Genomic DNA, 25,536 nt, shown 5'->3' with positions numbered 1-25,536 from the left:
CTAATAATGGTAATGATAGGTTGTAGATATACTTTTATTGTTAAACTATGATGAAATTAAATAGTGCCTTATACAAATTGTGGTAGCATTTAGACATTGCTAATGGAGGACCTGAAAAAGATAATATGAGGTAATATTAATGGAAAATAAAAAAACAAAGAATATAAGTTATCTTGTCATGAGTAAAGGGGTATCTAAAATCGGAGATATCATGTTTGACTTCGCTAATAATACCTTTCTGGCCGGACTAAATCCAACATCTTTATCGTTGGTTGCCATTTATCAATCATTAGAAAAGGTGATCGGGGTTCTATTCAATTTATTCGGTGGAGTCATTGCAGATAGTTTTAAGCGGAAAAAAATTATCATTGGAACAAATTTCTTATCTGGGATCGCTTGCATAGTTCTATCATTAATCTCTAAAGAACAATGGTTAGTTTATGCGATTGTTATCACAAATGTCATATTGGCTTTTATGAGCGCATTTTCAGGACCGTCCTACAAGGCTTTTACGAAAGAAGTCGTAAAAGAAGATAGTATTTCCAAACTAAATTCACTATTAGAAACAACGAGTACTGTAATAAAAGTAACGATTCCTATGGTAGCAATCTTCTTGTACAACATTCTAGGGGTGCGGGGGGTGCTATTATTGGATGGATTATCCTTTCTAATGGCAGCTTTATTGATTTTATTTGTTACACCTGTGAATGAAGAAGTAGATACAAAGGAGGAAATGACAATAAGTGGAGTCTTTAACGACTTAAAAGTAGGATTCAAGTATGTTTATAGCCATAAACCAATCTTTATTATTATCATTCTTTCTGCTTTGGTTAATTTTGTTCTAGCAGCCTATAATTTATTATTACCTTATAGTAGTCAAATGTTTGAAGGAATTTCAGATAGACTTTATGGAAGCTTTCTAACAGCGCAAGCAATTGGTGGTTTTTTGGGATCGATATTAAGTAGTTTTGTCAATAGATCTTTGTCAAGTAGACGTTTGCTTCGCCTTTCAGCGTGTTCAGGCTTAATGTTAATGCTAACTGCACCGCTTTATTTTATATTCCATAACCTCATTATCCTAATTTTTTCTCCAGCGTTATTTAGTCTATTTCTTTCCATTTTTAATATCCAATTTTTCTCTATTGTTCAAAGAGATGTAGATAATGAGTTTCTTGGCAGAGTCTTTGGAATTATCTTTTCAGTAGCGATCCTTTTTATGCCACTAGGTACTGTTTTTTTCTCAGTAGTTTTAAATCCTAACAATACTTTTAATATTTTTATTATTGGTGTATCTATTACGGTATTATCGCTAATATTCAGCACGCTATTGAAGAGGTATGATAGAAGTTGATAGCTGATAAAAAATAGCTGATATAGAGAATTTAGAGCGCCTTTGGAATATATTTTTAGAAACATTTAACATTTAATCAATCACAGTTGAATGTGAAGGGCAATCTATTTTAGAAGAATACAATCAAGATACCATTATTGCTATTACTTTAGTTCAGTTAAAATATTGAGAAGTATTATTTTTATTGAGAAAGCATCACAAAGGATGCCAATTAATTTTTAATGATTTTTCTAATCTAATTTTGTGGTTATTGACAAATAAAGTCTAGTTAATTGCTTTGGTTCCATGGAGTGATTTATATACATCTGTTAATGCAACGGATAATTTTATTGATAAGTAGGGGTGGCTATTATTCAACCTTTAGGTTCTGAAAGTAAGAGATTCACATTAGAAATATCATGTTGACCATTTTTCAATTTTCTGGTTAGCAGTAATCTGAACATCATTAATTCCTTTCTTAACAAAATTATGCGACTTTTGTTACCGGATTACTGCTGATTTTTTAATAGCTTATAACATTTTTATTTTTAGACGGTTAATAGATTTTGACCGTCTTTCTTAATATCGTCTTACCTATAATAGATATGCTTATGAGAAGTGTTTAATAAATTAATTTTAGTTCAAAATGTCCAATTTGGACACTTTGAATGATTTCTTAGTTTTATATATTATACTTTTCTCAGGAGAAAGCTAGATGTACAGACGTTTGAGAGATTTGAGGGAAGATCACGATTTGACCCAAAAACAAATAGCTAAAATACTTTCGTTTACAAACTCAGCTTATGCTAAAATTGAGCGGGGTGAGCATGCCTTAACGGCAGATGTATTGGTAACTCTCTCAAACTTTTACGATGTCAGTACAGACTACCTATTGGGATTGACAGATTTTCCTGATAAAATTCGCTTTGGAAAATAATCTCCTCAATTTCATAGAGTGTGAAAATGAGGAGATTTTTTATTTGTTCTTTGACAATTGAATAGTCCAAAATGGTACTTTCCTCATTTGTGGAGCAGTTTTGAATGGCTCGCCATGATAAGAGCGACATTAAAACCATCAATAAAATAGAGCGATACTTTATATGCCATGATACAAATGATATACAATGATACTTCTGACCGTTCAGGCTGCCACCGTAAAAGAGCAGTAAGTGTAATTCTTATGATGACTTCATCAGTCATGCCATGGAGGTGAAAAAATCTAAGAAAGGAAGTAGTAAAATCATGGAAACAGTAAACTATAAAGATTTAGTTGCGATTGGTTTTCCAGAGCACACATCGAGAAATATTATTAGACAAGCAAAAAAGATTGCTGTAAAAAAGTTTGAAGAAGCTAGAAAAAATGATAAGAATGCGGTACAATTAGGATGTTCACCTTTCGATAATAAAAGGTTAGGCATTGCTCCTAAAAATATTGTAGAAAATTTAATTGGTATTTCTTTTTCAGATATAGAAGGTGAGAAAAATGGTTATATCAAAGACAAAGAAATATAAAGGTGTATACAAAGATTCAAAAGGAAAAATTTATTTTCAAATTGAATTAGGAGTTGATCCAATAACTGGGAAAAGAATTCAAAAGAAAGGAAGGAAAAATCAACAGGGACTACCGTTTAATTCTTTTAAGGAAGCATATGAAGAGATACTTCGTTTAAAACATGAATTTGTGAACTCTACTATTAATAATAGTTTTCTAACTTTTAGAGAGTTTATGGAAGAGATTTATTTAAAATATTATCAACAAAAAGTTCAATTTGTAACTTATCAGACCGCTTTACCACATCATCAGTTATTTATTAAGCAATTTGGTAGTAAAAAATTATCAGATATTAGTACTATTGACTGTGAAAGATTTCGCTTAGCTATTATAGACAAGTATTCTAGTAACTATGCTAAAAATATGTGGTCTAGATTTAAAGCATGTCTGGGCTATGCAGAAAGATTGGGTTATATTGATAGAGTTCCTTTTAAAGGATTAGATAATCCTAGAGGAAAGCACCCTGATACAAAATTTTGGACATTTGATGAATTTAAGAAGGTAATAAACTCTTTTGATATTAGTGAGTATGAGGGACTCCATAATTACATGACGATCTGGTTATATTTTATGACTGGTTTAAGAGTTAGTGAGGGTATTGCTCTTAAATGGGAAGATATTGATTTTGAACGTAAATGGATTCATGTTCATTCGACGATTGAGAAAGATAAAAACGGTGTATGGTATGCTAAACAACAAACAAAGACAGTAGCAGGGAATCGTAAAATTGATTTAGATGATTTTACGATTACAACACTTAAAAAATGGCGAGAAGTTCAAATCAAGAATGATGATAAAGATTATGTAATATCACGTTTTGGTGCCCCCTTGTGTAAGTCTACAATTTCTAGGATAATAAAAAGGCATGCTAAGATTACTGGTGTACCAGAAATTACGGGGAAAGGATTAAGACATAGTCATGCATCTTATCTTATAAATGTGTTACATAAGGATACTTTATATGTTTCATATCGATTAGGACACGCTGATAAGTCAACCACGTTGAATACATATAGTCACTGGTATTATTCAGGTGATTCAACAATTTCAGAAGAGATTACAAACAGTTTAGATAATCTTGGATTATCAATTTACCTACCAAATTCCTGCCAAAGTTGAAAATGGAGGAATTAACCCACTAATACTGGGCGGAAATAAGATTAGCAAATTGTTACTCTTAAATAATAGAGCGACTACATTTGTAGCTTAAAAACATGATTAAACCGCTATTCTTAGGAGTAGCGGTTTTTCTTTTTGTTCAAAAAGGGCAAAAAAGGGGCAGTTAAATTAATTTGGCTAAGAAATATATAGGACTAGTGATAAAATAATTTTACTTTTTCATTCCTTTTTGTTATAATAGACGTCAAGAAAGAATATCTTATCAGTAAATCCTAAGCGAGCCTGTGGTAGTGAGAGCCAGGTGATTGAGAGATGAGTGTGGCGCTTTTGGTATATTTTTTATAAATAATGAAGTAATAAATTAGGGTGGAACCGCGTTTCTGACGCCCCTAGGTCACTTGACTTAGGAGCAATGACACGGTTCTTTTTGTATTCTAGGTCGCAAGAAATTAATTTTAATTAAGGAGTATTCAATGTCTAAGAAATTAACATTTTACTGTGTCAGTGGCAGAGACCTCCTTACAGTCGGACTGCCTTACGCTCAGTACTAGGGTGTCTGAGCTAGACGCAGTACTAACTCGTCTTGCCTCGTATAATCGACGAGGCAGACTCGTGTCGCAAGAAATTAGATAAAAAAGGAGTTAATAATGTCTAAAAAACTAACCTTCCAAGAGATTATCTTGACTTTGCAACAATACTGGAATGACCAGGGTTGTATGCTCATGCAGGCTTATGATAACGAAAAAGGTGCGGGAACCATGAGTCCTTACACTTTCCTTCGTGCTATTGGTCCTGAGCCATGGAATGCAGCTTATGTAGAGCCATCACGTCGTCCAGCAGACGGTCGTTACGGGGAAAATCCAAACCGTCTTTACCAACACCATCAATTCCAAGTGGTGATGAAACCATCACCATCAAACATTCAAGAGCTCTACCTAGAGTCATTGGAAAAATTGGGTATCAATCCTTTGGAACACGATATTCGTTTCGTTGAAGATAACTGGGAAAACCCATCAACTGGATCAGCAGGTCTTGGTTGGGAAGTTTGGCTTGACGGTATGGAAATCACTCAATTCACTTACTTCCAACAAGTCGGTGGCTTGGCAACTGGTCCTGTTACAGCCGAGGTTACTTATGGTTTGGAACGTTTAGCTTCTTATATCCAAGAAGTAGACTCTGTTTATGATATTGAGTGGGCTCCAGGTGTTAAATACGGAGAAATCTTCCTTCAACCTGAATACGAGCATTCAAAATACAGCTTTGAAGTTTCAGATCAAGACATGCTTCTTGAAAACTTCGAAAAATTTGAAAAAGAAGCTGGACGTGCATTAGAACTAGGTCTTGTGCATCCAGCCTACGACTACGTTTTGAAATGTTCACATACCTTCAACTTGCTTGATGCTCGTGGAGCAGTTTCAGTTACAGAACGTGCTGGTTATATCGCTCGTATCCGAAACTTGGCCCGTGTTGTAGCTAAAACTTTCGTCGCCGAACGTAAGAAACTTGGATACCCACTTCTTGACGAAGCTACACGCGCAAAACTCTTAGCAGAAGAGGAAGAATAGGCAGAATTATAGGAATAAATGACTGAAAGTCGACCGTTGGTCGCTAAATAAAACAAGACCGCTGTAGTGAAAGTCGGATAAGAAGTTTCTTATCCGACTGGGGAACTGACGAAACTTAAGGCTTGGCAGTTAGCAATGAAACCGAAGGTTTGCTTGCGTCCCCCACTACTAAAGGTCTTGTTGAAGAAAATTAATTGATTGTGTAAAGGAAAAAACATGACAAAAAACTTATTAGTAGAACTAGGACTCGAAGAGTTACCTGCCTACGTTGTCACACCAAGTGAAAAACAACTAGGCGAAAAAATGGCAGCCTTCTTGGATAATAACCGTCTTTCATACGAAGGAATTCAAACCTTCTCAACTCCACGTCGTTTGGCTGTTCGCGTACTTGGTTTGGCTGACCAACAAACGGATTTGACTGAAGATTTTAAAGGACCTTCTAAAAAAATTGCTTTGGATGCAGAAGGAAATTTCTCTAAAGCAGCGCAAGGCTTTGTCCGTGGTAAAGGCTTGACTGTAGATGATATCGAATTTCGTGAAATCAAAGGTGAAGAATATGTCTACGTAACTAAGCATGAGGCTGGAAAACCAGCTGAGGAAGTTTTGGCTGGAATTCCAGAAGTTTTGGCTAGTTTAAGCTTCCCAGTAAGTATGCACTGGGCAAACAATACCTTTGAATATATTCGTCCAGTCCATACGTTGACAGTTCTTTTGGATGATGTGGCACTCGATATGGATTTCTTAGATATTCATTCAGGAAGAGTTAGCCGTGGACATCGTTTCCTTGGTCACGAAGTAGAAATTCAGCATGCTGACAGCTATGAAGAAGACCTGCGCAAAGTTTATGTTATTGCTGATAGCACTGAACGCGAAAATATGATTCGTGAGCAAATTAAGGCTATTGAAGCTAAAGAAGGTGTTCAGGTACAAATTGATGAAGGACTCTTGAATGAAGTTCTGAATTTGGTTGAATACCCAACTGCCTTCATGGGGAATTTTGATCCTAAGTACCTAGAGGTTCCAGAAGAAGTTTTGGTCACTTCAATGGAGACTCATCAACGCTACTTTGTAGTTCGTGACCTTGATGGAAATCTAAAACCAAACTTTATTTCTGTCCGTAACGGAAATGCAGAGTATTTGGATAATGTTATCCGAGGAAATGAGAAAGTCTTAGTTGCGCGTCTTGAAGATGGTGAATTTTTCTGGCGTGAAGACCAAAAATTGAAGATTGAAAATCTTGTAGCTAAATTATCACACGTAACCTTCCATGAAAAGATTGGTTCATTACGTGAACACATGATTCGTACTGGGCAAATTGCTATCCTTTTGGCAGAAAAAGCAGGTTTATCAGTTGATGAAACTGTTGACCTTGCTCGTGCTGCAGCTATTTATAAGTTTGACCTCTTGACTGGTATGGTTGGTGAATTTGATGAGCTTCAAGGGATCATGGGTGAGAAATATGCGCTTCTCGCTGGTGAGAATGCTACAGTGGCACAAGCTATCCGTGAACACTACCTTCCAGATTCTGCTGACGGAGCTCTTCCTGAGTCTAAAGTCGGAGCTATCCTTGCACTAGCTGATAAATTGGATACTCTTTTGTCCTTCTTCTCTGTTGGCTTGATTCCATCTGGTTCAAATGACCCTTATGCTCTTCGTCGTGCAACACAAGGGATTGTCCGTATCTTGGAAGACTTTGGATGGAATATTCCAATGGACGAATTGATTGCTAGCCTTTATGCTTTATCATTTGATAGCCTAACTTACGATAATCAAGAAGAAGTGCTTAACTTCATCAAAGCTCGTGTTGATAAGATGATAGGTTCTACTTCAAAAGATATTAAGGAAGCTGTTCTTGCAAGTTCAAACTTTGTTGTTGCAGATATGATTGAAGCAGCAGAAGCCTTAACTGAAGCTGCAAAAACTGAAAACTACAAATCATCAGTTGAATCATTATCTCGTGCCTTCAACCTAGCGGAAAAAGCAGAAGGCTCAGTCAAAGTTGATACTAGCCTCTTTGAAAATGAACAAGAAAAAGAACTAGCTCAAGCTGTAGAAAGCTTAGAATTGAAAGGTTCAGCTAGTGATAAATTAGAGCAATTATTTGCTCTTAGTCCAGTTATTGATGCTTTCTTTGATAATACAATGGTTATGGCAGATGATGTTGATGTTAAGAATAATCGTTTGGCTATTCTAGCTGAACTTGTCAATAAAGCGAAAACAGTCGCTGCTTTTAATCTTCTTAATACAAAATAGAAACTAAATAGTAGATTGGAGGTCCATATATGACACCAGAAAAAATCGCTCGTATTAATGAGCTTGCTAAAAAGAAAAAAACAGAAGGCTTGACTGCAGAAGAAAAAGTAGAACAAGCTAAACTTCGTGAGGAATATATTGAAGGTTATCGTCGTTCAGTTCGTCATCACATTGAAGGGATCAAAATCGTAGATGAAGATGGAAATGATGTGACTCCTGAGAAACTTCGTCAGGTACAACGTGAAAAAGGTCTGCATGGTCGTAGTCTTGACGATCCAAATTCATAATTTTGAGATATAGAAAACTCGGTTAGTAAAATCTAACCGAGTTTTTGTTTTAAAAAAAAGGAACCTAAAGAGGTTCCTTTAGTATTAGATTCTAGTTACTTGCCCCAGATGTAGCATCCGCGTCTCCATGACCTCCATCACCGTGACCTCCGGCATCAGAAGCACCAGAAGTAGCATCTGCGTCACCGTGGCCTCCAGCAGGAGCAAACGGACCGCTTCCTCCTACCAAACGTTGACCAGTTTCTTTCAAGTACCAGTCAAGCCATGGTTGGAAGTTAAAGACAATTTCATTGATACCAGCATATGATCCATCAGGATAGTACATAGCTTGGTAGTTGTGAGTATTGATAACACCTGCAGGTGAACCTGGAACAATTGTACGTACGTATTCTTGGTTGCCATTGCGAAGCGTACCAATAACCCACTCAACGTTTTTCATACGTGCAGGTGGAAGTGATCCATGAACTGTTGACATACGGCTACCAGATTGAGATGGTACACGTTTTGCAAACATGGTGTCTGGATCTTGGTGAGCATTGTTGTAGTAGAGGAATTGGTTGTTATCGTCAGCGTATGTCAATTCAAAAGGCATAGCTTTCAAGAACATATCAATTTGGTTAACAGTCAAGATACCATGGTCAAGTTTAACATATGTATCACCAGACACAGCGCCTGTAATTTCTGCAACTTTTTCTACCCATTCTGGATCATCAGGGTCAACTTCTGTAATAGTTGTAGCGATTGGTTTTCCACAATCCAAGTCTTCTGGTTCAATTGGTTTTGGTTTTTTCAATTTAGAAACGACTCCTACGTATTTGACAAAGTTATCTAAACAAGTTTCAAGGAATTTAACAGTTCCTTCGTTGATAATATTTCCATTAGCATCAAAAGCTTCTTTAGCTTTTCCAAGAAGGAATTCATTCCCTGGAAGAGTATAGGCATTCACCCCTGGTGCGTCAAGGATTTTACGAAGGTGAACTTGGGCACGAGAAGTTCCTTGGTCGTAGTAAGAAGCACCCACGATCATCACTGGTTTGTTTTCAAATGGATGTACTTCATATGAAAGCCATTCAAGAACTGACTTGAGTGAAGCAGAAATTGTATGGTTGTGCTCAGGAGTAGCAATAATCACACCATCAGCACGAGTAATTTTATTGTAAAGAAGGCGCAATTGGAAACTTTCGTCCCATTTTTCGTCTTGGTTAAACATTGGAACTTCATCGATTTCAAGAACTTCTAATTCAAATTTCAGTTTGAAATTACGACGGATGAATTCCAAGAGTTTGCGGTTATATGATTGGTCGTAGTTTGATCCAACAAGTCCAACAAATTTCATTCTTTCGATCTCCTATCTTACAAATTTTCCCAGTCAAATTCTTCTGCATCTTTACGAAGAAGTTCTTGTGCATTACGCAATTTTTCTGTAATCTTGACAAAGATACGGAAGTCATCAAAGATGGCATCCAATTTCTTGATAACATCAAGATCTACCAAGTCACCATTCTTATCAAATGCTTGAAGAGAATGAGAAAGCAAGAATTCGTCAGGTAGAACTGTCGCTTTAATCTCTGGCGCATTCAAAATTTGACGAAGTTGCAATTGAGCACGTGAAGAACCAAGAGTACCATATGAAGCACCAGTAATCATGACTGGTTTATTCAAAAGTGGGAATACTCCGTAAGAAATCCAAGCAAGGGCGCTCATAAGTACAGCTGGAATTGAGTGGTCATATTCTGGAGTACCAATAATAACACCATCAGCTGCTTCGATTTTAGCTACGATTTCCATAGCCTCAGCCGGGATTTGTTTGTCGGCTGGTTTGTTGAAGACTGGTAGGTCTTTAATTTCTACCAATTCGATTTCTGCTTTATCAGCAAAGTGTTTTTGCATATATTGAAGCAGTTGGCGGTTTGTGGAACATTTAGAGTTAGTTCCTACAATAGCAATAAGTTTTAGCATGAGCTTTCCTTTCTCTTTTTGCATTATTTATTATTTATCTTTGGATACCGGATGAACAAGCGATATGTCCATCTTTATCAATAAGGATGGCTTCGATTCCATCGATATTTTCGATTTGCCAAATGATAGAAGCGCTACGTTGGCCAAACAATCGTGTGGTCCATATCTCACCATCAACTGAGCGGTCAGATATAATCGTTAAACTAGCCAAATCCGTTTCAATAGGATAGCCAGTTTCACTATCGAAAATGTGATGATAATCCTTTCCATCGATTTCAAGATGCCGTTCATAAATTCCAGAAGTAACAACGGATTTTCCAGTAATAGATAAGGTCATCAGGTGATTACCACGTGGATGATTAGGGTCTTGAATACCAATTTGCCAAGGTTGTCCATTTCTGGCTTGGTTATTGCCAATGGTAAGGATATTTCCCCCAAGATTGATAAGAGCAGAAGTGACACCATTTTCTTTTAAGAAAGTAGCAACCTTATCTGCGCTATAGCCCTTCGCTAAACAACCTAAATCAATTTTCATCCCTTTTTTTTCTAAAAAAACAGTAGAATCAATTGAATCAAGCTTGATAAAACGGGGCTCTATCAATGGTAAAACGGAAGAAATTTCTTCAGGACTAGCAACTTTCGCATCGGAAAAACCAATACGCCAGGTTTGAACCAAGGGACCGATACCGATATTGAGATGACTTCCAGGCGCTAGACTATGGTCTAAACCTAAGGAAATCAGTTCAAACAAATCAGGGTGGACCTTAACTGGGGCAATTCCCGCCTGATAGTTAATTTCCATCAATTCCGATTCGGTGCTATTCGCATTAAATCGAAATTCAAGTTCCTTGAGCAAATTAAAAGCTTGACGGAGAAGATTATCCGCTTGTTCATGTACCAAGGAAATAGTAATCGTAGTTCCCATTAACCGTTCAGATAATGAACTGAAAGGCAAAAAATCAACTCCCTTCAAATCAATTGGAAATAGTTGTAAATCCAGATATGAAAGCAATCTGAAGATTTATATTTCATTTCCATATAAATAGAATATCATAAAGTTAGCGTTTTCACAAATTGTTTTTTACAAAAAGTCAAGAAATATGCTCAAACAAACTAAATTTCCTTAAAATAAAATTTGAAAGCGCTGAAAATAAATTAATATATGTTGTCGATATTTCCAAAAATAAAGGAAAATAAGTAAAAAACTTGTAAACGCTCACAGAAAATGATATACTAGGAAGGTAAATAAAAAATTTAAAGGTAGGAATTATCTTATGAGTAAAATCGTAGTCGTGGGCGCTAACCACGCTGGAACTGCTTGTATCAACACTATGTTGGACAATTTTGGAAGTGAAAATGAAATCGTTGTCTTTGACCAAAACTCAAACATTTCATTCCTAGGATGTGGAATGGCTCTATGGATTGGTGAGCAAATCGATGGTCCAGAAGGTCTCTTCTATTCAGATAAAGAAAAATTGGAAGCAAAGGGTGCTAAAGTTTACATGAACTCACCAGTTCTTTCAATCGACTATGACAACAAAGTTGTTACTGCAGAAGTTGACGGAAAAGAACACAAAGAATCATACGAAAAATTGATCTTTGCAACTGGTTCTACACCAATCTTGCCACCAATTGAAGGTGTTGAAATTGTTAAAGATAACCGTGAGTTCAAAGCTACTCTTGAAAATGTACAATTCGTTAAATTGTACCAAAACGCTGAAGAAGTGATTAATAAACTTGCTGACAAGAGCAAACACCTTGAACGTATCGCTGTTGTTGGTGGTGGCTATATCGGTGTTGAGCTTGCTGAAGCATTCGAACGTCTTGGAAAAGAAGTTGTCCTTGTTGACATCGTAGACACAGTCTTGAACGGTTACTACGACAAAGACTTCACTCAATTGATGGCTAAAAACTTGGAAGACCACAACATCCGTTTGGCACTTGGTCAAACTGTTAAAGCTATCGAAGGTGATGGTAAAGTTGAACGCTTGATCACTGACAAAGAAAGCTTTGACGTTGATATGGTTATCCTTGCAGTTGGTTTCCGTCCTAACACAGCTCTTGCTGATGGTAAGATTGAACTCTTCCGCAACGGTGCTTTCCTTGTTAACAAAAAACAAGAAACATCTATCCCAGGTGTATTCGCTGTGGGTGACTGTGCGACTGTTTATGATAACGCTCGTAAAGACACTAGCTACATCGCTCTTGCATCAAACGCAGTTCGTACTGGTATCGTAGGTGCTTACAACGCTTGTGGACATGAACTTGAAGGAATCGGTGTTCAAGGATCAAATGGTATCTCTATCTATGGTCTTCACATGGTTTCAACTGGTTTGACACTTGAAAAAGCAAAAGCTGCAGGTTACAATGCAACTGAAACTGGCTTCAACGATCTTCAAAAACCAGAATTTATGAAACATGACAACCATGAAGTAGCTATCAAGATTGTCTTCGACAAAGATAGCCGTGAAATCCTTGGTGCTCAAATGGTATCACGTGATCCTGGAATCGCTATGGGAATCCACATGTTCTCACTTGCTATCCAAGAACACGTTACAATTGAAAAATTGGCCTTGACAGACCTATTCTTCTTGCCACACTTCAATAAACCATACAACTACATCACTATGGCAGCATTGACAGCTGAAAAATAATGATTTGTGAAACGGGGGATTTGCTTCTTCCGTTTTTATCATCAAAAAAATGAGAGTGGGACAGAAATCGGTAATTCGTTAGAATTCGATTTCGTCGTCCCACCTACGCACAGTTGAGTAGGGCTGTAAAATCTGATGAAATCAGCGAAGTAGAGCCCACTCAACCACTGCGTCTTGCTCGACAATCCAAAGACAATTGAGAGGCTAGGACTTTTGTCCCAGCCTCATTTTTGATATCTAGATGTTATGAAGTTTCTTCTTTTACGAAGGTGAACCCTTCTCCTAAAATTTCGTGTGCTTCAGTGATGGTAATAAAGGCCATCGGATCCACGGTATGTATCATTTCTTTCATCTTAATCATTTCATTTCTTGCTACGATACAGTAAATAATTTTTAAATCTTTTTGACTGTAGTAACCTTGTCCAGATATGAAGGTGACACCTCGACCTAACTCTTCATTGATTTTATCTGCCACTTCCATAGGCTTTTGAGTGATAATCATAAAACCTTTGCCAGCATATCCGCCTTCACCAATCAAGTCAATAACTCTTGAGACGATGAAGTCAAATAGAAGTGTGTAGGTTACGAGACGAAGGTCTTGGAAAATAATTAAAATGAGCATTAGGATAAGGAAGTCTAGTGCAAAGAGTAATTTTCCAACGGAGATATTGGTGTACTTGTTCAGGATTCGAGCGACGATATCTGTTCCACCAGTGGTACCACCAGCATTGAAGATAACACCTAGACCAAGTCCCAAAAGAACACCCGCAACCAAGGCAACGATAACCAAATCTCCTTCAAGATTAAAGTGGAGAGGAATCTTTTCAAAGATTGCTAACCAAATGGATAAGGAAATGGTTCCGAGCAAACTTGTGTACAGAGTCTTTGAACCAAATATTTTCCAGGCTAGAATAAAGAGCGGGATATTGATTAACAGGTTCATCAAGGAGATGGGAATGTTAAAGAGATAATAGGTAATCAAGGTGATCCCAGTTGCTCCCCCCTCGAATAAGTGGTGGGGCACAACGAAATACGTGAGTCCGAAGGCATAGATGGCAGCTCCGAATATAATGGTTAAAATAGACTTGATATGCCGTAGCATTGAGCTTACCTCCTTTTTTTAAAAAATCTAAAATGTTGACAGCCTTCAGGTTAAAAGTCCTTATTTTACTTTCATGGATTGAATTTTCTCAGGGTCGGGTGTGACACGGAGAGTCTTTTGTCCAGTATAAGTCACAAATCCTGGTTTTCCACCTGTGGGCTTATTAAGTTTTTTGACCTCAATCATATCTACCTGAACGAGGTTGGAGAGACGGCCTTTTGAAAAGTAGGCAGCTAGCTCTGCCGCATCTGTCTTAACTTCGTCAGTAGGATTGAGATTGGCAGTGATAACAACGTGACTTCCAGGGATGTCCTTAGCATGGAACCAGAGTTCTTCTTTACGAGCCATTTTAAAGGTTAACTCGTCATTTTGAAGGTTGTTACGACCAACTAGGATAATTGTTTTTCCGTCGCTTGCAAGATATTTTTCAGGTTTTTGTCGTTTCTGGATTTTCTCGCGTTGTCTTCTGCGGATAAATCCTGTTTGAATTAATTCTTCACGAATTTCAGCAATTTCATCTAGTCCAGCCTGGTTGAGAACTGTCTCTACACTTTCTAGGTAACGAATAGTAGCCTTGGTTTCTTCGATTAGTTCAGTCAAGTATTTAACAGCTTCTTTTAATTTCTGATAACGCTTGAAGTAACGTTGAGCATTTTGGTTTGGCGTTAGTGCCTTATCAAGTGCAATCGTGATAGGTTGATTGGTGTAGTAGTTGTCCAAAATGACCTGATCTTGGTCATTGGGAACTTGATGAAGAAAAGTCGTTAGCAATTCACCTTTTTGACGAAATTCCTCTGCATTTTCAGTAGCAAGGAGTTCTTTTTCTTGTTTTTTAAGTTTTTGACGATTTTTTTGTAGCTCATTTTCAACTCGACGGATCAGTTCACTTGCCTGTTGCTTCACACGATCACGCTCTGCCTTATCCTTATAGTAGGTGTCCAACAAATCAGAAAGACTGGCAAAAGTCTCTCCCACCTGATTTGCAAAAGGAACTGGACTGAAGGAAGTCTCAGTCAAGCATGGCTTGGTTTCTTGTCTAAAGAAGTTCCGGAAAGTGGCTAGTTTATCATTAAGCAGTTGTTTTTCTAACTCGGTTGCTGTATCTCTTCCCAAACCTTGAAAGAGATTTTGAAGATTTTTAGCAGTCAACTCTTGGGTTTGTAAAATCTCAAATAATTTTTCATCCTTGACGATGAAAGGATTGAGAGCTTCTGTACTTGGAGGAGCAATATAAGTAGCACCTGGTAATAAGGTACGGTAGCTATTTTGAGAGAAACCGATATGCTTGATAACTTCAAGGATTTTGTGACTAGACTTATCTACAAGTAGAATATTACTGTGTTTGCCCATAATCTCGATGATGAGTGTGGCCTGGATATGGTCCCCAATCTCGTTTTTATTGGAAACCATGATTTCCACGATACGATCATTTTCGATCTGCTCGATTGACTCAATAACTGCTCCTTGAAGGTACTTTCTCAATACCATAATAAAAGTAGATGGTTGAGCAGGGTTTTCAAAGGTGGACTCTGTTAACTGGATGCGCCCAAAAACTGGATGGGCAGACAGGAGCAAACGATGACTTTTACGATTGCTACGGATTTGCAAGACCAGTTCTTGTTCAAAGGGTTGATTAATCTTTTGGATGCGACCATTTAGTAGTTCAGATCGCAATTCCTCAACCATATGGTGTAAAAAAAATCCATCAAATGACATGGTTCTCTCCTCGTGAATGTATTCCATAGTATTATATCAAAAAGGTAGAATAAAATCATAGAAATGTGATATAATAAAGCCAAGTAAAGAGAATCGAGAAATACATGTATATTGAAATGGTAGATGAAACAGGTCAGGTTTCAAAGGAAATTCTACAACAAACTCAAGAGATTTTAGAGTTTGCTGCTAAAAAGTTAGGAAAAGAAGACAAGGAGATGGCAGTCACTTTTGTGACCAACGAACGAAGCCATGAACTTAATCTAGAGTTTCGTGATACCGATCGTCCAACAGATGTCATCAGTCTTGAATATAAGCCGGAGTTAGAGATTGCCTTTGATGAGGAAGATCTGGAAAATGATCCTGACTTAGCAGAAATGATGTCAGAATTTGACGCCTATATTGGTGAACTTTTTATTTCCATTGATAAGGCACATGAGCAGGCTGAGGAGTACGGTCATAGTTTTGAGCGTGAGATGGGCTTCTTGGCAGTGCACGGCTTTTTACACATTAACGGCTATGATCACTACACTCCCGAAGAAGAAGCGGAGATGTTCGGTTTACAAGAAGAAATTTTGACAGCCTATGGACTCACAAGACAATAAACGAAAATGGAAAAATCGTGACCTAATCTCAAGTTTAGAATTTGCCATCACTGGGATTTTGACTGCAATTGAGGAAGAACGTAATATGAGAAAGCATGCAGCGACAGCTCTTGTAGTTGTTCTTGCAGGTTTTGTTTTTCAGGTGTCACGAATCGAATGGTTATTTCTACTTATGAGCATTTTCATGGTGGTAGCTTTTGAGATTATTAATTCAGCTATTGAAAATGTAGTAGATTTGGCTAGTCACTATCACTTTTCTATGTTGGCAAAGAAAGCTAAGGACATGGCAGCAGGTGCCGTGCTTGTGGTCTCACTTTTTGCCGCTTTGACAGGTGCACTTATCTTTCTCCCACGGATTTGGGATTTATTATTTTAAACAGCAAGAGGAAATTATGACTTTTAAATCAGGCTTTGTAGCCATTTTAGGACGTCCCAATGTTGGGAAGTCAACTTTTTTAAATCATGTCATGGGGCAAAAGATTGCCATCATGAGTGACAAGGCGCAGACAACGCGCAACAAAATCATGGGAATTTACACGACTGATAAGGAACAAATCGTCTTTATCGACACACCAGGGATTCACAAACCTAAAACGGCTCTCGGAGATTTTATGGTCGAATCTGCCTATAGCACCCTTCGTGAAGTGGATACTGTTCTCTTCATGGTGCCTGCAGATGAGGCGCGTGGTAAGGGCGATGACATGATTATCGAGCGTCTTAAGGCTGCTAAGGTTCCAGTGATTTTGGTGGTCAATAAGATTGATAAGGTTCATCCTGACCAGCTATTGGCTCAAATTGATGATTTCCGTAATCAGATGGATTTCAAGGAAATTGTACCGATTTCAGCTCTACAAGGAAACAATGTTTCGCGTTTGATTGATATTTTGAGCGAAAACTTAGAAGAAGGTTTCCAATATTTCCCATCCGATCAAATCACAGACCACCCAGAACGTTTCCTAGTATCAGAGATGATTCGTGAAAAGGTCTTACACTTAACGCGTGAGGAAATTCCACACTCAGTTGCAGTAGTGGTGGATTCTATGAAACGAGATGAAGAGACTGACAAGGTTCATATTCGAGCAACCATCATGGTGGAGCGTGACAGCCAAAAAGGGATTGTCATCGGTAAAGGTGGTGCTATGCTCAAGAAGATTGGGACTATGGCCCGTCGTGATATCGAGCTTATGCTAGGGGACAAGGTTTTCCTAGAAACTTGGGTCAAGGTTAAGAAAAACTGGCGAGATAAGAAGCTAGATTTGGCTGACTTTGGCTATAACGAAAAAGAATATTAAGAAGAGGTGGGCAGTAGCCTGCTTCTTGTTTTTAGAGAAGGAGGAGCTATGCCTGAATTACCTGAAGTCGAAACGGTTCGACGAGGTCTTGAAAAATTGATTCTGGGAAAGAAGATTACAACCATTGATATTCGTTATCCTAAGATGATAAAGACAGATTTGGATCAATTTCAGAAAGAATTGCCTGGTCAAGTTGTTAAATCTATAGGACGTCGTGGAAAATATTTGCTTTTTTATCTAACAGACAAGGTCTTGATTTCGCATCTACGAATGGAAGGAAAGTATTTTTATTACCCAGACCAAGTCCCTGAACGCAAGCATGCCCATGTTTTGATTCATTTTGAAGATGGTGGGACTCTGGTTTACGAGGATGTCCGTAAGTTTGGAACTATGGAATTGCTTGCTCCTGAGCTTTTAGAAGCTTACTTTATTTCTAAGAAATTAGGTCCGGAACCGACTGAGCAAGATTTTGATTTAGGGAGTTTTAAACTAGCCTTGAAAAAATCTAAAAAACCTATCAAATCGCATCTTCTCGATCAGACTTTGGTTGCTGGACTGGGGAATATTTACGTGGATGAAGTTCTCTGGAGAGCGAAAGTTCATCCGGAAAGACCTTCACAGACTTTGACCGCAGATGAAGCGACTGCCGTTCATGACCAGACCATTGCTGTTTTGAGCCAGGCTGTCGAGAAAGGAGGTTCAACCATTCGCACCTATACCAATGCTTTTGGCGAGGATGGGACCATGCAGGATTTTCATCAGGTCTATGATAAGACTGGAGAGGCATGTTCTCGCTGTGGAGCCATCATCGAAAAAATTCAACTCGGTGGTCGTGGAACCCATTTTTGTCCAAAATGTCAAAGGAGAAAGTGATGGGAAAAATAATCGGAATCACTGGTGGTATTGCGTCAGGTAAGTCCACTGTCACAAATTTTCTAAGACAAAAAGGGTTTGAAGTGGTAGATGCGGATGCTCTTGTTCACCAACTTCAAAAACCTGGTGGTCGCCTTTATCAGATTTTAGTAGAGCATTTCGGTGAAAAAGTCCTTCTAGAAGATGGGGAATTGAATCGCCCCTTGCTTGCTAGCCTTATTTTTTCAAAGCCAGAAGAGCAGGAATGGTCTAAGAGAACCCAAGGTGAGATTATTCGTGAGGAGTTAGCTGCATTACGAAATCAGTTTGCTCAGACAGAAGCTCTCTTTTTCATGGATATCCCCCTACTTTTTGAGCAGAACTATGCTTCATGGTTCGATGAAACTTGGCTAGTTTATGTAAGTCGAGATACCCAGCTGGATCGCTTAATGAAAAGAGATTATCTGACTATAGAGGACGCACAAACCCGTCTGGCCTCCCAGTGGCCTTTAGAAGAAAAGAAAAGATTGGCTAGTCATATTTTAGACAATAATGGGAGTCGAGAGCAACTGTTGAGTCAAGTGGCCAGCCTACTTCAAGGAGGCGATACTCTTGAAAGAGATTAGTTGGAAGGATAATCTTCGTATTGCTTGGTTTGGTTGCTTTTTAACGGGAGCCAGCATTTCTCTTGTTGTTCCTTTCATGCCTATTTTTGTCGAACAGTTAGGAATTGAAGGAGATCAAGTTGCCTTTTATTCAGGGTTGGCTATATCAGTCTCAGCCATTTCTGCAGCCTTCGTATCACCAGTTTGGGGTATCTTAGCAGACAAGTATGGTCGAAAACCCATGATGATTCGTGCAGGGCTAGCTATGACTATTACTATGGGTGGTCTGGCCTTTGTTCCAAATGTTTTCTGGCTCTTGTTCTTACGGTTTCTTAATGGAGTTTTTACAGGATTTGTACCCAATGCGACAGCTTTAATTGCAAGTCAAGTTCCCAAAGATAGGTCAGGATACGCTCTAGGGACTCTATCAACTGGTGTTGTCGCTGGAACTTTGACCGGTCCATTTGTAGGTGGTTTCATTGCCGAAATTTTTGGAATTCGAAATGTCTTTTTATTGGTCGGTAGTTTCCTGTTCTTGGCAGCAATCTTAACCATTCTTTTTATAAAAGAAAACTTTCAACCAGTGCCAAAAGAAAAAGCACTGCCTACAAAAGAGCTCTTTACTTCTGTTAAATACCCTTTTCTCCTGATAAATCTATTTCTAACTAGCTTTGTGATTCAATTTGCTGCCCAATCTATTGGTCCCATCCTTGCCCTTTATGTACGAGATCTGGGACAGAAAGAGAATCTTCTCTTTGTCTCTGGTTTGATTGTATCAAGCATGGGATTTTCAAGTATGATGAGCGCAGGTATCATGGGTAAATTAGGTGATAAAGTGGGTAATCATCGACTACTTGTCGTAGCTCAGGTATATTCAGTTTTCATATATCTATTATGTGCAAATGCGACTAGCCCATTCCAATTAGGCTTCTATCGTTTTCTATTTGGTCTGGGGACGGGAGCACTGATACCTGGTGTCAATGCTCTCCTAAGCAAAATGACCCCTAAAGTTGGCATTTCAAGGGTATTTGCATTTAATCAAGTCTTTTTTTATCTAGGAGGAGTGATAGGTCCCATAGCAGGATCAGCAGTAGCGGGACAATTTGGCTATCACTCAGTATTTTATGCAACAGCTCTTTGTGTAGCTCTCAGTTGTTTATTTAACCTTATCCAATTTAAAACATTATTAAAAGTGAAGGAAATCTAGTGCGAGTAAAAATCAATCTCAAATGCTCCTCTTGTGGCAGTATCAATTATCTAACCAGTAAGAACTCCAAAACCCATCCAGACAAGATTGAGGTCTTAAAGTATTGCCCAAAAGAAAGAAAAGTGACTCTACATCTTGAATCTAAGTAGAAATTATGGTAGAATAATAGGGATTTTAAGGAGTTTGATATGTATAACCTATTATTAACCATTCTATTAGTATTATCTGTTGTGATTGTGATTGCAATTTTCATGCAACCAACTAAAAACCAATCTAGCAATGTATTTGATGCCAGTGCAGGTGATTTGTTTGAACGTAGCAAAGCGCGCGGTTTTGAAGCTGTGATGCAACGTTTGACAGGAATTTTAGTCTTTTTCTGGCTAGCCATTGCCTTAGCATTGACGGTATTATCAAGTAGATAAGAAAATAATGGGCGGGACTAGGTCTTTGCCTATTTTTATTTTTATACTCTTCAAAAATCTCTTCAAACTACGTCAGCTTCCATCTGCAACCTTAAAACGGTGTTTTGAGCAACCTGCGCCTAGCTTTCTAGTTTGCTCTTTGATTTTTATTGAGTATTAAATGATGTTTGAGAAGGTTTTACAGCAAAAGGAATTTAAAAAATCTAGAAAGAAAACATGAAAGATAGAATAAAAGAATATATACAAGAAAAGGGACGAGTCACAGTCAATGACTTGGCCAGTGCTCTCGGAAAGGATTGTTCAAAGGACTTCCGTGAGTTAATCAAAACTCTTTCCTTGATGGAACGAAAGCACCAGATTCGCTTTGAAGAAGATGGTAGTTTAACCCTAGACCAGAAGAAAAAACATGAGATTACCCTAAAAGGAATTTTCCATGCCCATAAAAATGGGTTCGGTTTTGTAAGTCTTGAAGGCGAAGAAGACGATCTTTTTGTAGGAAAAAATGATGTTAACTATGCCATTGATGGCGATACTGTTGAAGTTGTCATTAAGAAAGTTGCTGACCGTAACAAAGGAACCGCCGCAGAAGCAAAGATTATCGACATCCTAGAGCACAGTCTAACGACAGTTGTTGGGCAAATCGTTCTTGATGAGGAAAAGCCCAAGTATGCAGGTTACATCCGTTCAAAAAATCAAAAGATTAGTCAACCAATCTACGTTAAGAAGCCAGCTATTCAGTTAGACGGTACAGAGGTTCTCAAGGTCTTTATCGATAAGTACCCAAGTAAGAAACACGATTTCTTTGTCGCTAGTGTGCTAGATGTTGTTGGACATTCTACAGATGCAGGGATTGATGTCCTCGAGGTCTTGGAATCAATGGATATTGTGTCCGAGTTTCCAGAGGATGTTCTCAAAGAGGCAGAAAATGTGCCAGACGCTCCATCAGAGAAGGATCTGGAAGGTCGTTTGGACTTAAGAGATGAAATTACCTTTACCATTGATGGAGCTGATGCAAAAGACTTGGATGATGCTGTTCATATCAAACCATTGAAAAATGGAAATATCGAACTAGGAGTTCATATCGCGGATGTTTCATATTATGTAACGGAAGGTTCTGCTCTTGACAAGGAAGCTCTCAATCGTGCGACCTCTGTATATGTGACAGACCGTGTAGTTCCAATGCTGCCAGAGCGCCTTTCAAATGGTATCTGTTCCCTTAATCCTCGCGTAGATCGTTTGACTCAGTCTGCGATTATGGAAATTAATAAGCAGGGTCGTGTTGTGAATTATACGATTACGCAGACTGTTATCAAGACAAATTTCCGTATGACCTATAGTGATGTAAATGACATCCTAGCAGGTGATGAGGAGAAGAGACAAGACTATAAGAAAATCGTCCCTAGCATCGAACTCATGGCTAAGCTCCATGAAACATTGGAAAGTATGCGAATTAAGCGTGGTGCTTTAAATTTTGATACCAATGAAGCTAAGATTTTGGTAGATAAAAAAGGCAAGCCAGTTGATATTGTCCTTCGTCATCGTGGGACTGCAGAACGTATGATTGAGTCCTTTATGCTGATTGCCAACGAAACAGTTGCCGAGCACTTTAGTAAGCTGGACCTACCTTTTATCTATCGTATCCATGAGGAACCTAAGGCTGAAAAGGTTCAGAAATTTATTGATTACGCTTCAAGTTTTGGATTACGTATCTATGGAACTGCTAGCGAGATTAGTCAAGAAGCCCTCCAAGATATCATGCGTGCTGTGGAAGGTGAGCCATATGCGGATGTATTATCAATGATGCTTCTGCGCTCTATGCAGCAGGCTCGCTATTCTGAGCATAATCACGGTCACTATGGATTAGCTGCAGACTACTACACTCACTTTACCAGCCCCATTCGTCGTTATCCTGACCTTCTTGTTCATCGTATGATTCGTGACTATGGACGTTCTAAGGATGTAGCAGAGCATTTTGAACAGGTCATTCCTGAGATTGCTACCCAGTCTTCCAACCGTGAGCGACGTGCTATCGAGGCAGAGCGTGAAGTCGAAGCCATGAAAAAAGCTGAATACATGGAAGAGTACGTTGGTGAAGAATATGATGCAGTTGTTTCAAGCATCGTTAAATTTGGTCTTTTTGTTGAATTACCAAATACAGTTGAGGGATTGATTCACATTACCAATCTACCTGAATTTTACCATTTTAATGAACGCGATTTAACCCTCCGTGGGGAGAAATCAGGAATTACTTTCCGAGTTGGGCAGCAGATCCGTATTCGTGTCGAAAGAGCCGATAAGATGACTGGCGAGATCGATTTCTCCTTTATTCCAAGTGAATTTGATGTCATTGAGAAAGGTTTGAAACAGTCTGGTCGTAAGGATAGAGGGCGTCGTTCAGATAAGAAAGAAGACAAGAGAAAATCTGGTCGCTTAGGTGATAAGCGCAAGCATTCTCCAAAAGACATGAAGAAAAAGAGCAAGAAACCTTTTTACAAAGAAGTAGCAAAGAAAGGAGCCAAGCATGGCAAAGGGCGAGGGAAAGGTCGTCGCGCAAAATAAAAAGGCGCACCACGACTATACGATCGTTGATACGCTAGAAGCAGGAATGGTTTTGACAGGAACTGAAATCAAGAGTGTTCGAGCAGCTCGTATCAATTTGAAAGATGGGTTTGCCCAGGTTAAGAATGGGGAAGTTTGGTTGAGTAATGTCCATATCGCTCCTTATGAAGAGGGCAATATCTGGAACCAGGAGCCAGAACGCCGTCGTAAACTTCTCCTTCATAAAAAACAAATCCAGAAATTAGAGCAAGAAACCAAAGGGACAGGGATGACCTTGGTTCCTCTTAAAGTTTATATCAAAGATGGCTATGCCAAGTTACTTTTAGGACTTGCAAAAGGGAAACACGATTACGATAAGCGTGAGTCTATCAAACGCCGCGAGCAAGATCGCGATATTGCGCGTGTTATGAAAGCTGTTAACCACCGATAGAAAGAGTGAAGAATATGGAAAAACTAGTTGCCTATAAACGCATGCCTGTCTGGAATAAAGACACCATGCCTGAAGCTGTTCAAAGAAAACACAATACTAAGGTCGGAACCTGGGGCAAGATTACCGTATTAAAAGGGACTCTTAAGTTTATTGAGTTGACTGAGGAGGGAGAAATTATAGCTGAGCATCTCTTTGAAGCAGGTGCTGATAATCCTATGGCGCAACCTCAAGCCTGGCACAGAGTAGAAGCTGCCACAGAAGATGTGGAATGGTACTTGGAATTTTATTGTAAAGCAGAGGATTACTTCCCTAAGAAATACAATAGCAATCCAGTCCATTCGGAAGTCTTAGAAGCTATGGATACAGTAAAACCATGTAAGGCACTAGACCTAGGATGTGGTCAAGGAAGAAATGCACTCTTTCTAGCTCAACATGGCTTTGATGTCACAGCTGTAGATCAAAATGAGCTGTCCCTTGAAATGTTACAAAGTATCGTGGAGCAAGAAGACTTAGAAATGCCTGTCGGTATCTACGATATCAATTCAGCTAGCATTGGACAAAGTTACGATTTTATCGTATCAACGGTTGTGCTCATGTTTTTACAAGCAGAACGTATTCCTGCTATTATCCGAAACATCCAGGAACAAACCTCTATCGGTGGCTACAATTTGATTGTTTGTGCCATGGATACGGAAGATTATCCATGTTCAGTTAATTTTCCCTTTACCTTTAAAGAGGGGGAATTAGCAAATTACTACCAGGACTGGGAGTTAGTGAAGTATAATGAAAATCCTGGTCATTTGCACCGTCGTGATGAAAACGGAAATCGTATCCAACTACGTTTTGCAACAATGCTGGCTAAAAAAGTAAAATAATCGTCTATAAAGGTTGGGAAAAGTCCTAACCTTTTTTCTAAATTTCAAGTTCAAGTTAGCCACCAAGAAGAAATTCTCTAGGCGACTTGTAGTTCAAGCATTTTTTAGGATAGTTGTTGATCCAATTTTCGATGAATGCGACTTCTTTGGGAGTCGTTTTCTTAGTTCCTTTAGGTAACCATCTACGAATGAGCCTATTGTGATTCTCATTAGTCCCCCTTTCCCAAGAGGCATAGGGGTGTGCATAATAGATATGTTCCTTAGAAAACACATCGGATAAGCGGTTGAATTCCGTTCCATTATCTGCCGTGATGGAAAGAATTTGATGCTGTTTTAAGATGAGTTTTAGAGCCTGATTGACCGACTCAGCGCTTTTATAGTCACTTAGTTTATAAAACACATGTTATAATAAAGCTATGGCATATAGTACAGATTTTAAACAAGGAGCATTAGATTACATCAAAGAGGGGCACAGCCATGTCGAGGCGGCCCAAGTTTTTGATGTTGGCGTCAGAACTCTCTTCACGTGGGAAAAGAAATTACGTGAACAAGGGCACTTAGAGAAGAAAAAGCGAGTCGCCAAAAGCCGAAAGATTCCTTTAGAGGAATTGAAAGCCTTTGTAGAGGCTCATCCAGACGCTTTCTTACGGGAAATTGCGGCACATTTTGATTGCGCTGTTCCTTCAGTATGGGCAGCTTTAAAGCAGATCAATATCACTTTAAAAAAAGACGACTAGCTTTAAGGAACAAGATCCAGAGAAAGTCGCTGAATTTCTTGATATTTTGAATAGCCTAAAAGATTTACCAGTCGTATATATTGAGGAAACGGGAATCGACCGCTACCTCTATCGTCCTTATGCACGGGCTCCTAGAAGGGAGAAAGTCTATGAAAAGATTAGTGGACGGCGTTTTGAGCGGACTTCGATTGTTGCAGGACAAGTAGACGGAGAGTTTATAGCTCCTATGGTTTACAAGGAAAGTATGGCGAGCGATTTCTTTGTGGAGTGGTTCAAAACGCAACTTCTACCTGCTTTGAAGACCCCTCATGTCATTGTCATGGACAATGCTAGTTTTCATCCCAAGAAGATTTTGGATGAACTTTGCGTCAAAGATAAACACTTTTTCTTACCTCTACCACCTTATTCACCAGATTTG

General features: G+C 38.6%; 24 protein-coding genes and 2 pseudogenes. 20 read left to right on the top strand and 6 right to left on the bottom strand.

Annotated features, from left to right (window positions below; translation table 11 throughout):
• Positions 1-139 precede the first annotated feature (139 nt).
• The 7 genes from ADF68_RS03580 to ADF68_RS03550 all read left to right on the top strand — a co-directional run bounded on the left by ADF68_RS03580 (position 140) and on the right by ADF68_RS03550 (position 8,106).
• Positions 140-1,351, top strand: coding sequence for an MFS transporter (locus ADF68_RS03580; protein WP_049548667.1), 1,212 nt, complete (start codon positions 140-142; stop codon positions 1,349-1,351).
• A 694-nt stretch (positions 1,352-2,045) separates the two neighbouring features.
• On the top strand, positions 2,046-2,267 hold the full coding sequence (locus ADF68_RS03575) for a helix-turn-helix domain-containing protein (RefSeq protein WP_049548666.1): 222 nt from the start codon (positions 2,046-2,048) through the stop codon (positions 2,265-2,267).
• A gap of 305 nt (positions 2,268-2,572) precedes the next feature.
• On the top strand, positions 2,573-2,842 hold the full coding sequence (locus tag ADF68_RS03570) for a DUF3173 family protein (RefSeq protein ID WP_000450956.1): 270 nt from the start codon (positions 2,573-2,575) through the stop codon (positions 2,840-2,842).
• The gene (locus tag ADF68_RS03565; protein WP_049548665.1) at positions 2,814-4,001 is read left to right on the top strand and encodes a tyrosine-type recombinase/integrase; all 1,188 of its coding nucleotides are present in this window, start codon (positions 2,814-2,816) and stop codon (positions 3,999-4,001) included. Before ADF68_RS03570 ends, ADF68_RS03565 begins: the two co-directional genes overlap by 29 nt.
• 647 nt (positions 4,002-4,648) lie before the next feature.
• On the top strand, positions 4,649-5,566 hold the full coding sequence (gene glyQ / locus ADF68_RS03560) for a glycine--tRNA ligase subunit alpha (RefSeq protein ID WP_000038760.1): 918 nt from the start codon (positions 4,649-4,651) through the stop codon (positions 5,564-5,566).
• A gap of 216 nt (positions 5,567-5,782) precedes the next feature.
• Complete coding sequence (gene glyS / locus ADF68_RS03555; protein ID WP_049548664.1) at positions 5,783-7,819, top strand: glycine--tRNA ligase subunit beta; 2,037 nt, start codon at positions 5,783-5,785, stop codon at positions 7,817-7,819.
• Positions 7,820-7,848: 29 nt separating this feature from the next.
• The gene (locus tag ADF68_RS03550) at positions 7,849-8,106 is read left to right on the top strand and encodes a DUF896 family protein (RefSeq protein WP_000187071.1); all 258 of its coding nucleotides are present in this window, start codon (positions 7,849-7,851) and stop codon (positions 8,104-8,106) included.
• 91 nt (positions 8,107-8,197) lie between these two features.
• Here ADF68_RS03550 and ADF68_RS03545 read toward each other — a convergent pair whose 3' ends face one another.
• Genes ADF68_RS03545 through ADF68_RS03535 form a run of 3 tightly spaced genes read right to left on the bottom strand, consistent with a single transcriptional unit; the run spans position 8,198 to position 10,990 of the window.
• Complete coding sequence (locus ADF68_RS03545; protein ID WP_049548663.1) at positions 8,198-9,442, bottom strand: NAD(P)H-dependent oxidoreductase; 1,245 nt, start codon at positions 9,440-9,442, stop codon at positions 8,198-8,200.
• Between the two features lie 17 nt (positions 9,443-9,459).
• Positions 9,460-10,065: an NADPH-dependent FMN reductase gene (locus tag ADF68_RS03540; protein ID WP_049548662.1), complete on the bottom strand. Its 606-nt coding sequence runs from the start codon at positions 10,063-10,065 to the stop codon at positions 9,460-9,462.
• 34 nt (positions 10,066-10,099) lie between these two features.
• Positions 10,100-10,990, bottom strand: coding sequence for an FAD:protein FMN transferase (locus ADF68_RS03535; protein WP_049548661.1), 891 nt, complete (start codon positions 10,988-10,990; stop codon positions 10,100-10,102).
• A 349-nt stretch (positions 10,991-11,339) separates the two neighbouring features.
• On the opposite strand from ADF68_RS03535, the gene nox reads away from it, so the two are divergent.
• Positions 11,340-12,719 (top strand): H2O-forming NADH oxidase, encoded by a 1,380-nt coding sequence (nox, locus tag ADF68_RS03530; RefSeq protein ID WP_049548660.1) that lies wholly within the window; start codon positions 11,340-11,342, stop codon positions 12,717-12,719.
• A gap of 244 nt (positions 12,720-12,963) precedes the next feature.
• On the opposite strand, the gene ADF68_RS03525 is transcribed toward nox, so the two are convergent.
• Together ADF68_RS03525 and ADF68_RS03520 are read right to left on the bottom strand one after the other, a co-directional pair.
• Positions 12,964-13,821, bottom strand: a complete 858-nt coding sequence (locus ADF68_RS03525; RefSeq protein ID WP_049548659.1) for a YitT family protein — start codon at positions 13,819-13,821, stop codon at positions 12,964-12,966.
• Between the two features lie 60 nt (positions 13,822-13,881).
• A complete protein-coding gene (locus ADF68_RS03520; RefSeq protein WP_049548658.1) occupies positions 13,882-15,537 on the bottom strand; it encodes an Rqc2 family fibronectin-binding protein in 1,656 nt (551 codons plus the stop codon).
• 104 nt (positions 15,538-15,641) lie between these two features.
• Here ADF68_RS03520 and ybeY point away from each other — a divergent pair, with 104 nt between their 5' ends.
• The 11 genes from ybeY (at position 15,642) to tehB (ending at position 24,381) form a co-directional block, all read left to right on the top strand.
• On the top strand, positions 15,642-16,139 hold the full coding sequence (gene ybeY, locus ADF68_RS03515; protein ID WP_049548657.1) for an rRNA maturation RNase YbeY: 498 nt from the start codon (positions 15,642-15,644) through the stop codon (positions 16,137-16,139).
• Positions 16,120-16,515 (top strand): diacylglycerol kinase family protein, encoded by a 396-nt coding sequence (locus ADF68_RS03510; protein ID WP_049503550.1) that lies wholly within the window; start codon positions 16,120-16,122, stop codon positions 16,513-16,515. Before ybeY ends, ADF68_RS03510 begins: the two co-directional genes overlap by 20 nt.
• 16 nt (positions 16,516-16,531) lie before the next feature.
• Positions 16,532-17,431: a GTPase Era gene (era, locus tag ADF68_RS03505; RefSeq protein ID WP_049548656.1), complete on the top strand. Its 900-nt coding sequence runs from the start codon at positions 16,532-16,534 to the stop codon at positions 17,429-17,431.
• A gap of 48 nt (positions 17,432-17,479) precedes the next feature.
• Positions 17,480-18,304, top strand: coding sequence for a DNA-formamidopyrimidine glycosylase (gene mutM / locus ADF68_RS03500; protein ID WP_049548655.1), 825 nt, complete (start codon positions 17,480-17,482; stop codon positions 18,302-18,304).
• On the top strand, positions 18,304-18,909 hold the full coding sequence (coaE, locus tag ADF68_RS03495) for a dephospho-CoA kinase (protein WP_049548654.1): 606 nt from the start codon (positions 18,304-18,306) through the stop codon (positions 18,907-18,909). The genes mutM and coaE overlap by 1 nt, the downstream gene beginning before the upstream one ends.
• Complete coding sequence (locus ADF68_RS03490) at positions 18,896-20,095, top strand: multidrug efflux MFS transporter (RefSeq protein ID WP_049548653.1); 1,200 nt, start codon at positions 18,896-18,898, stop codon at positions 20,093-20,095. The genes coaE and ADF68_RS03490 overlap by 14 nt, the downstream gene beginning before the upstream one ends.
• Positions 20,095-20,244, top strand: coding sequence for a 50S ribosomal protein L33 (rpmG, locus tag ADF68_RS03485; RefSeq protein ID WP_001809104.1), 150 nt, complete (start codon positions 20,095-20,097; stop codon positions 20,242-20,244). Before ADF68_RS03490 ends, rpmG begins: the two co-directional genes overlap by 1 nt.
• A 39-nt stretch (positions 20,245-20,283) precedes the next feature.
• Positions 20,284-20,517 carry a preprotein translocase subunit SecG gene (secG, locus tag ADF68_RS03480; protein WP_000282514.1) on the top strand — a complete coding sequence of 78 codons (234 nt, stop codon included), beginning with the start codon at positions 20,284-20,286 and terminating at the stop codon, positions 20,515-20,517.
• Between the two features lie 216 nt (positions 20,518-20,733).
• A complete protein-coding gene (gene rnr / locus ADF68_RS03475; RefSeq protein WP_049548652.1) occupies positions 20,734-23,076 on the top strand; it encodes a ribonuclease R in 2,343 nt (780 codons plus the stop codon).
• Positions 23,039-23,506 (top strand): SsrA-binding protein SmpB, encoded by a 468-nt coding sequence (smpB, locus tag ADF68_RS03470; protein WP_001051741.1) that lies wholly within the window; start codon positions 23,039-23,041, stop codon positions 23,504-23,506. The genes rnr and smpB overlap by 38 nt, the downstream gene beginning before the upstream one ends.
• A 14-nt stretch (positions 23,507-23,520) precedes the next feature.
• On the top strand, positions 23,521-24,381 hold the full coding sequence (gene tehB, locus ADF68_RS03465; RefSeq protein WP_049548651.1) for an SAM-dependent methyltransferase TehB: 861 nt from the start codon (positions 23,521-23,523) through the stop codon (positions 24,379-24,381).
• Between the two features lie 55 nt (positions 24,382-24,436).
• Here tehB and ADF68_RS03460 read toward each other — a convergent pair.
• A pseudogene (locus ADF68_RS03460) lies at positions 24,437-24,760 on the bottom strand (IS30 family transposase); the annotation flags it as partial.
• Between the two features lie 37 nt (positions 24,761-24,797).
• Here ADF68_RS03460 and ADF68_RS11385 point away from each other — a divergent pair.
• Positions 24,798-25,536: pseudogene (locus ADF68_RS11385) on the top strand (IS630 family transposase); the annotation flags it as partial.

Source organism: Streptococcus pseudopneumoniae, from assembly GCF_001068775.1.
GTDB lineage: Bacteria > Bacillota > Bacilli > Lactobacillales > Streptococcaceae > Streptococcus > Streptococcus pseudopneumoniae_N.
Note: the sequence above shows the minus strand (reverse complement) of the source record. Positions and strands in the feature narration are given on the sequence as shown.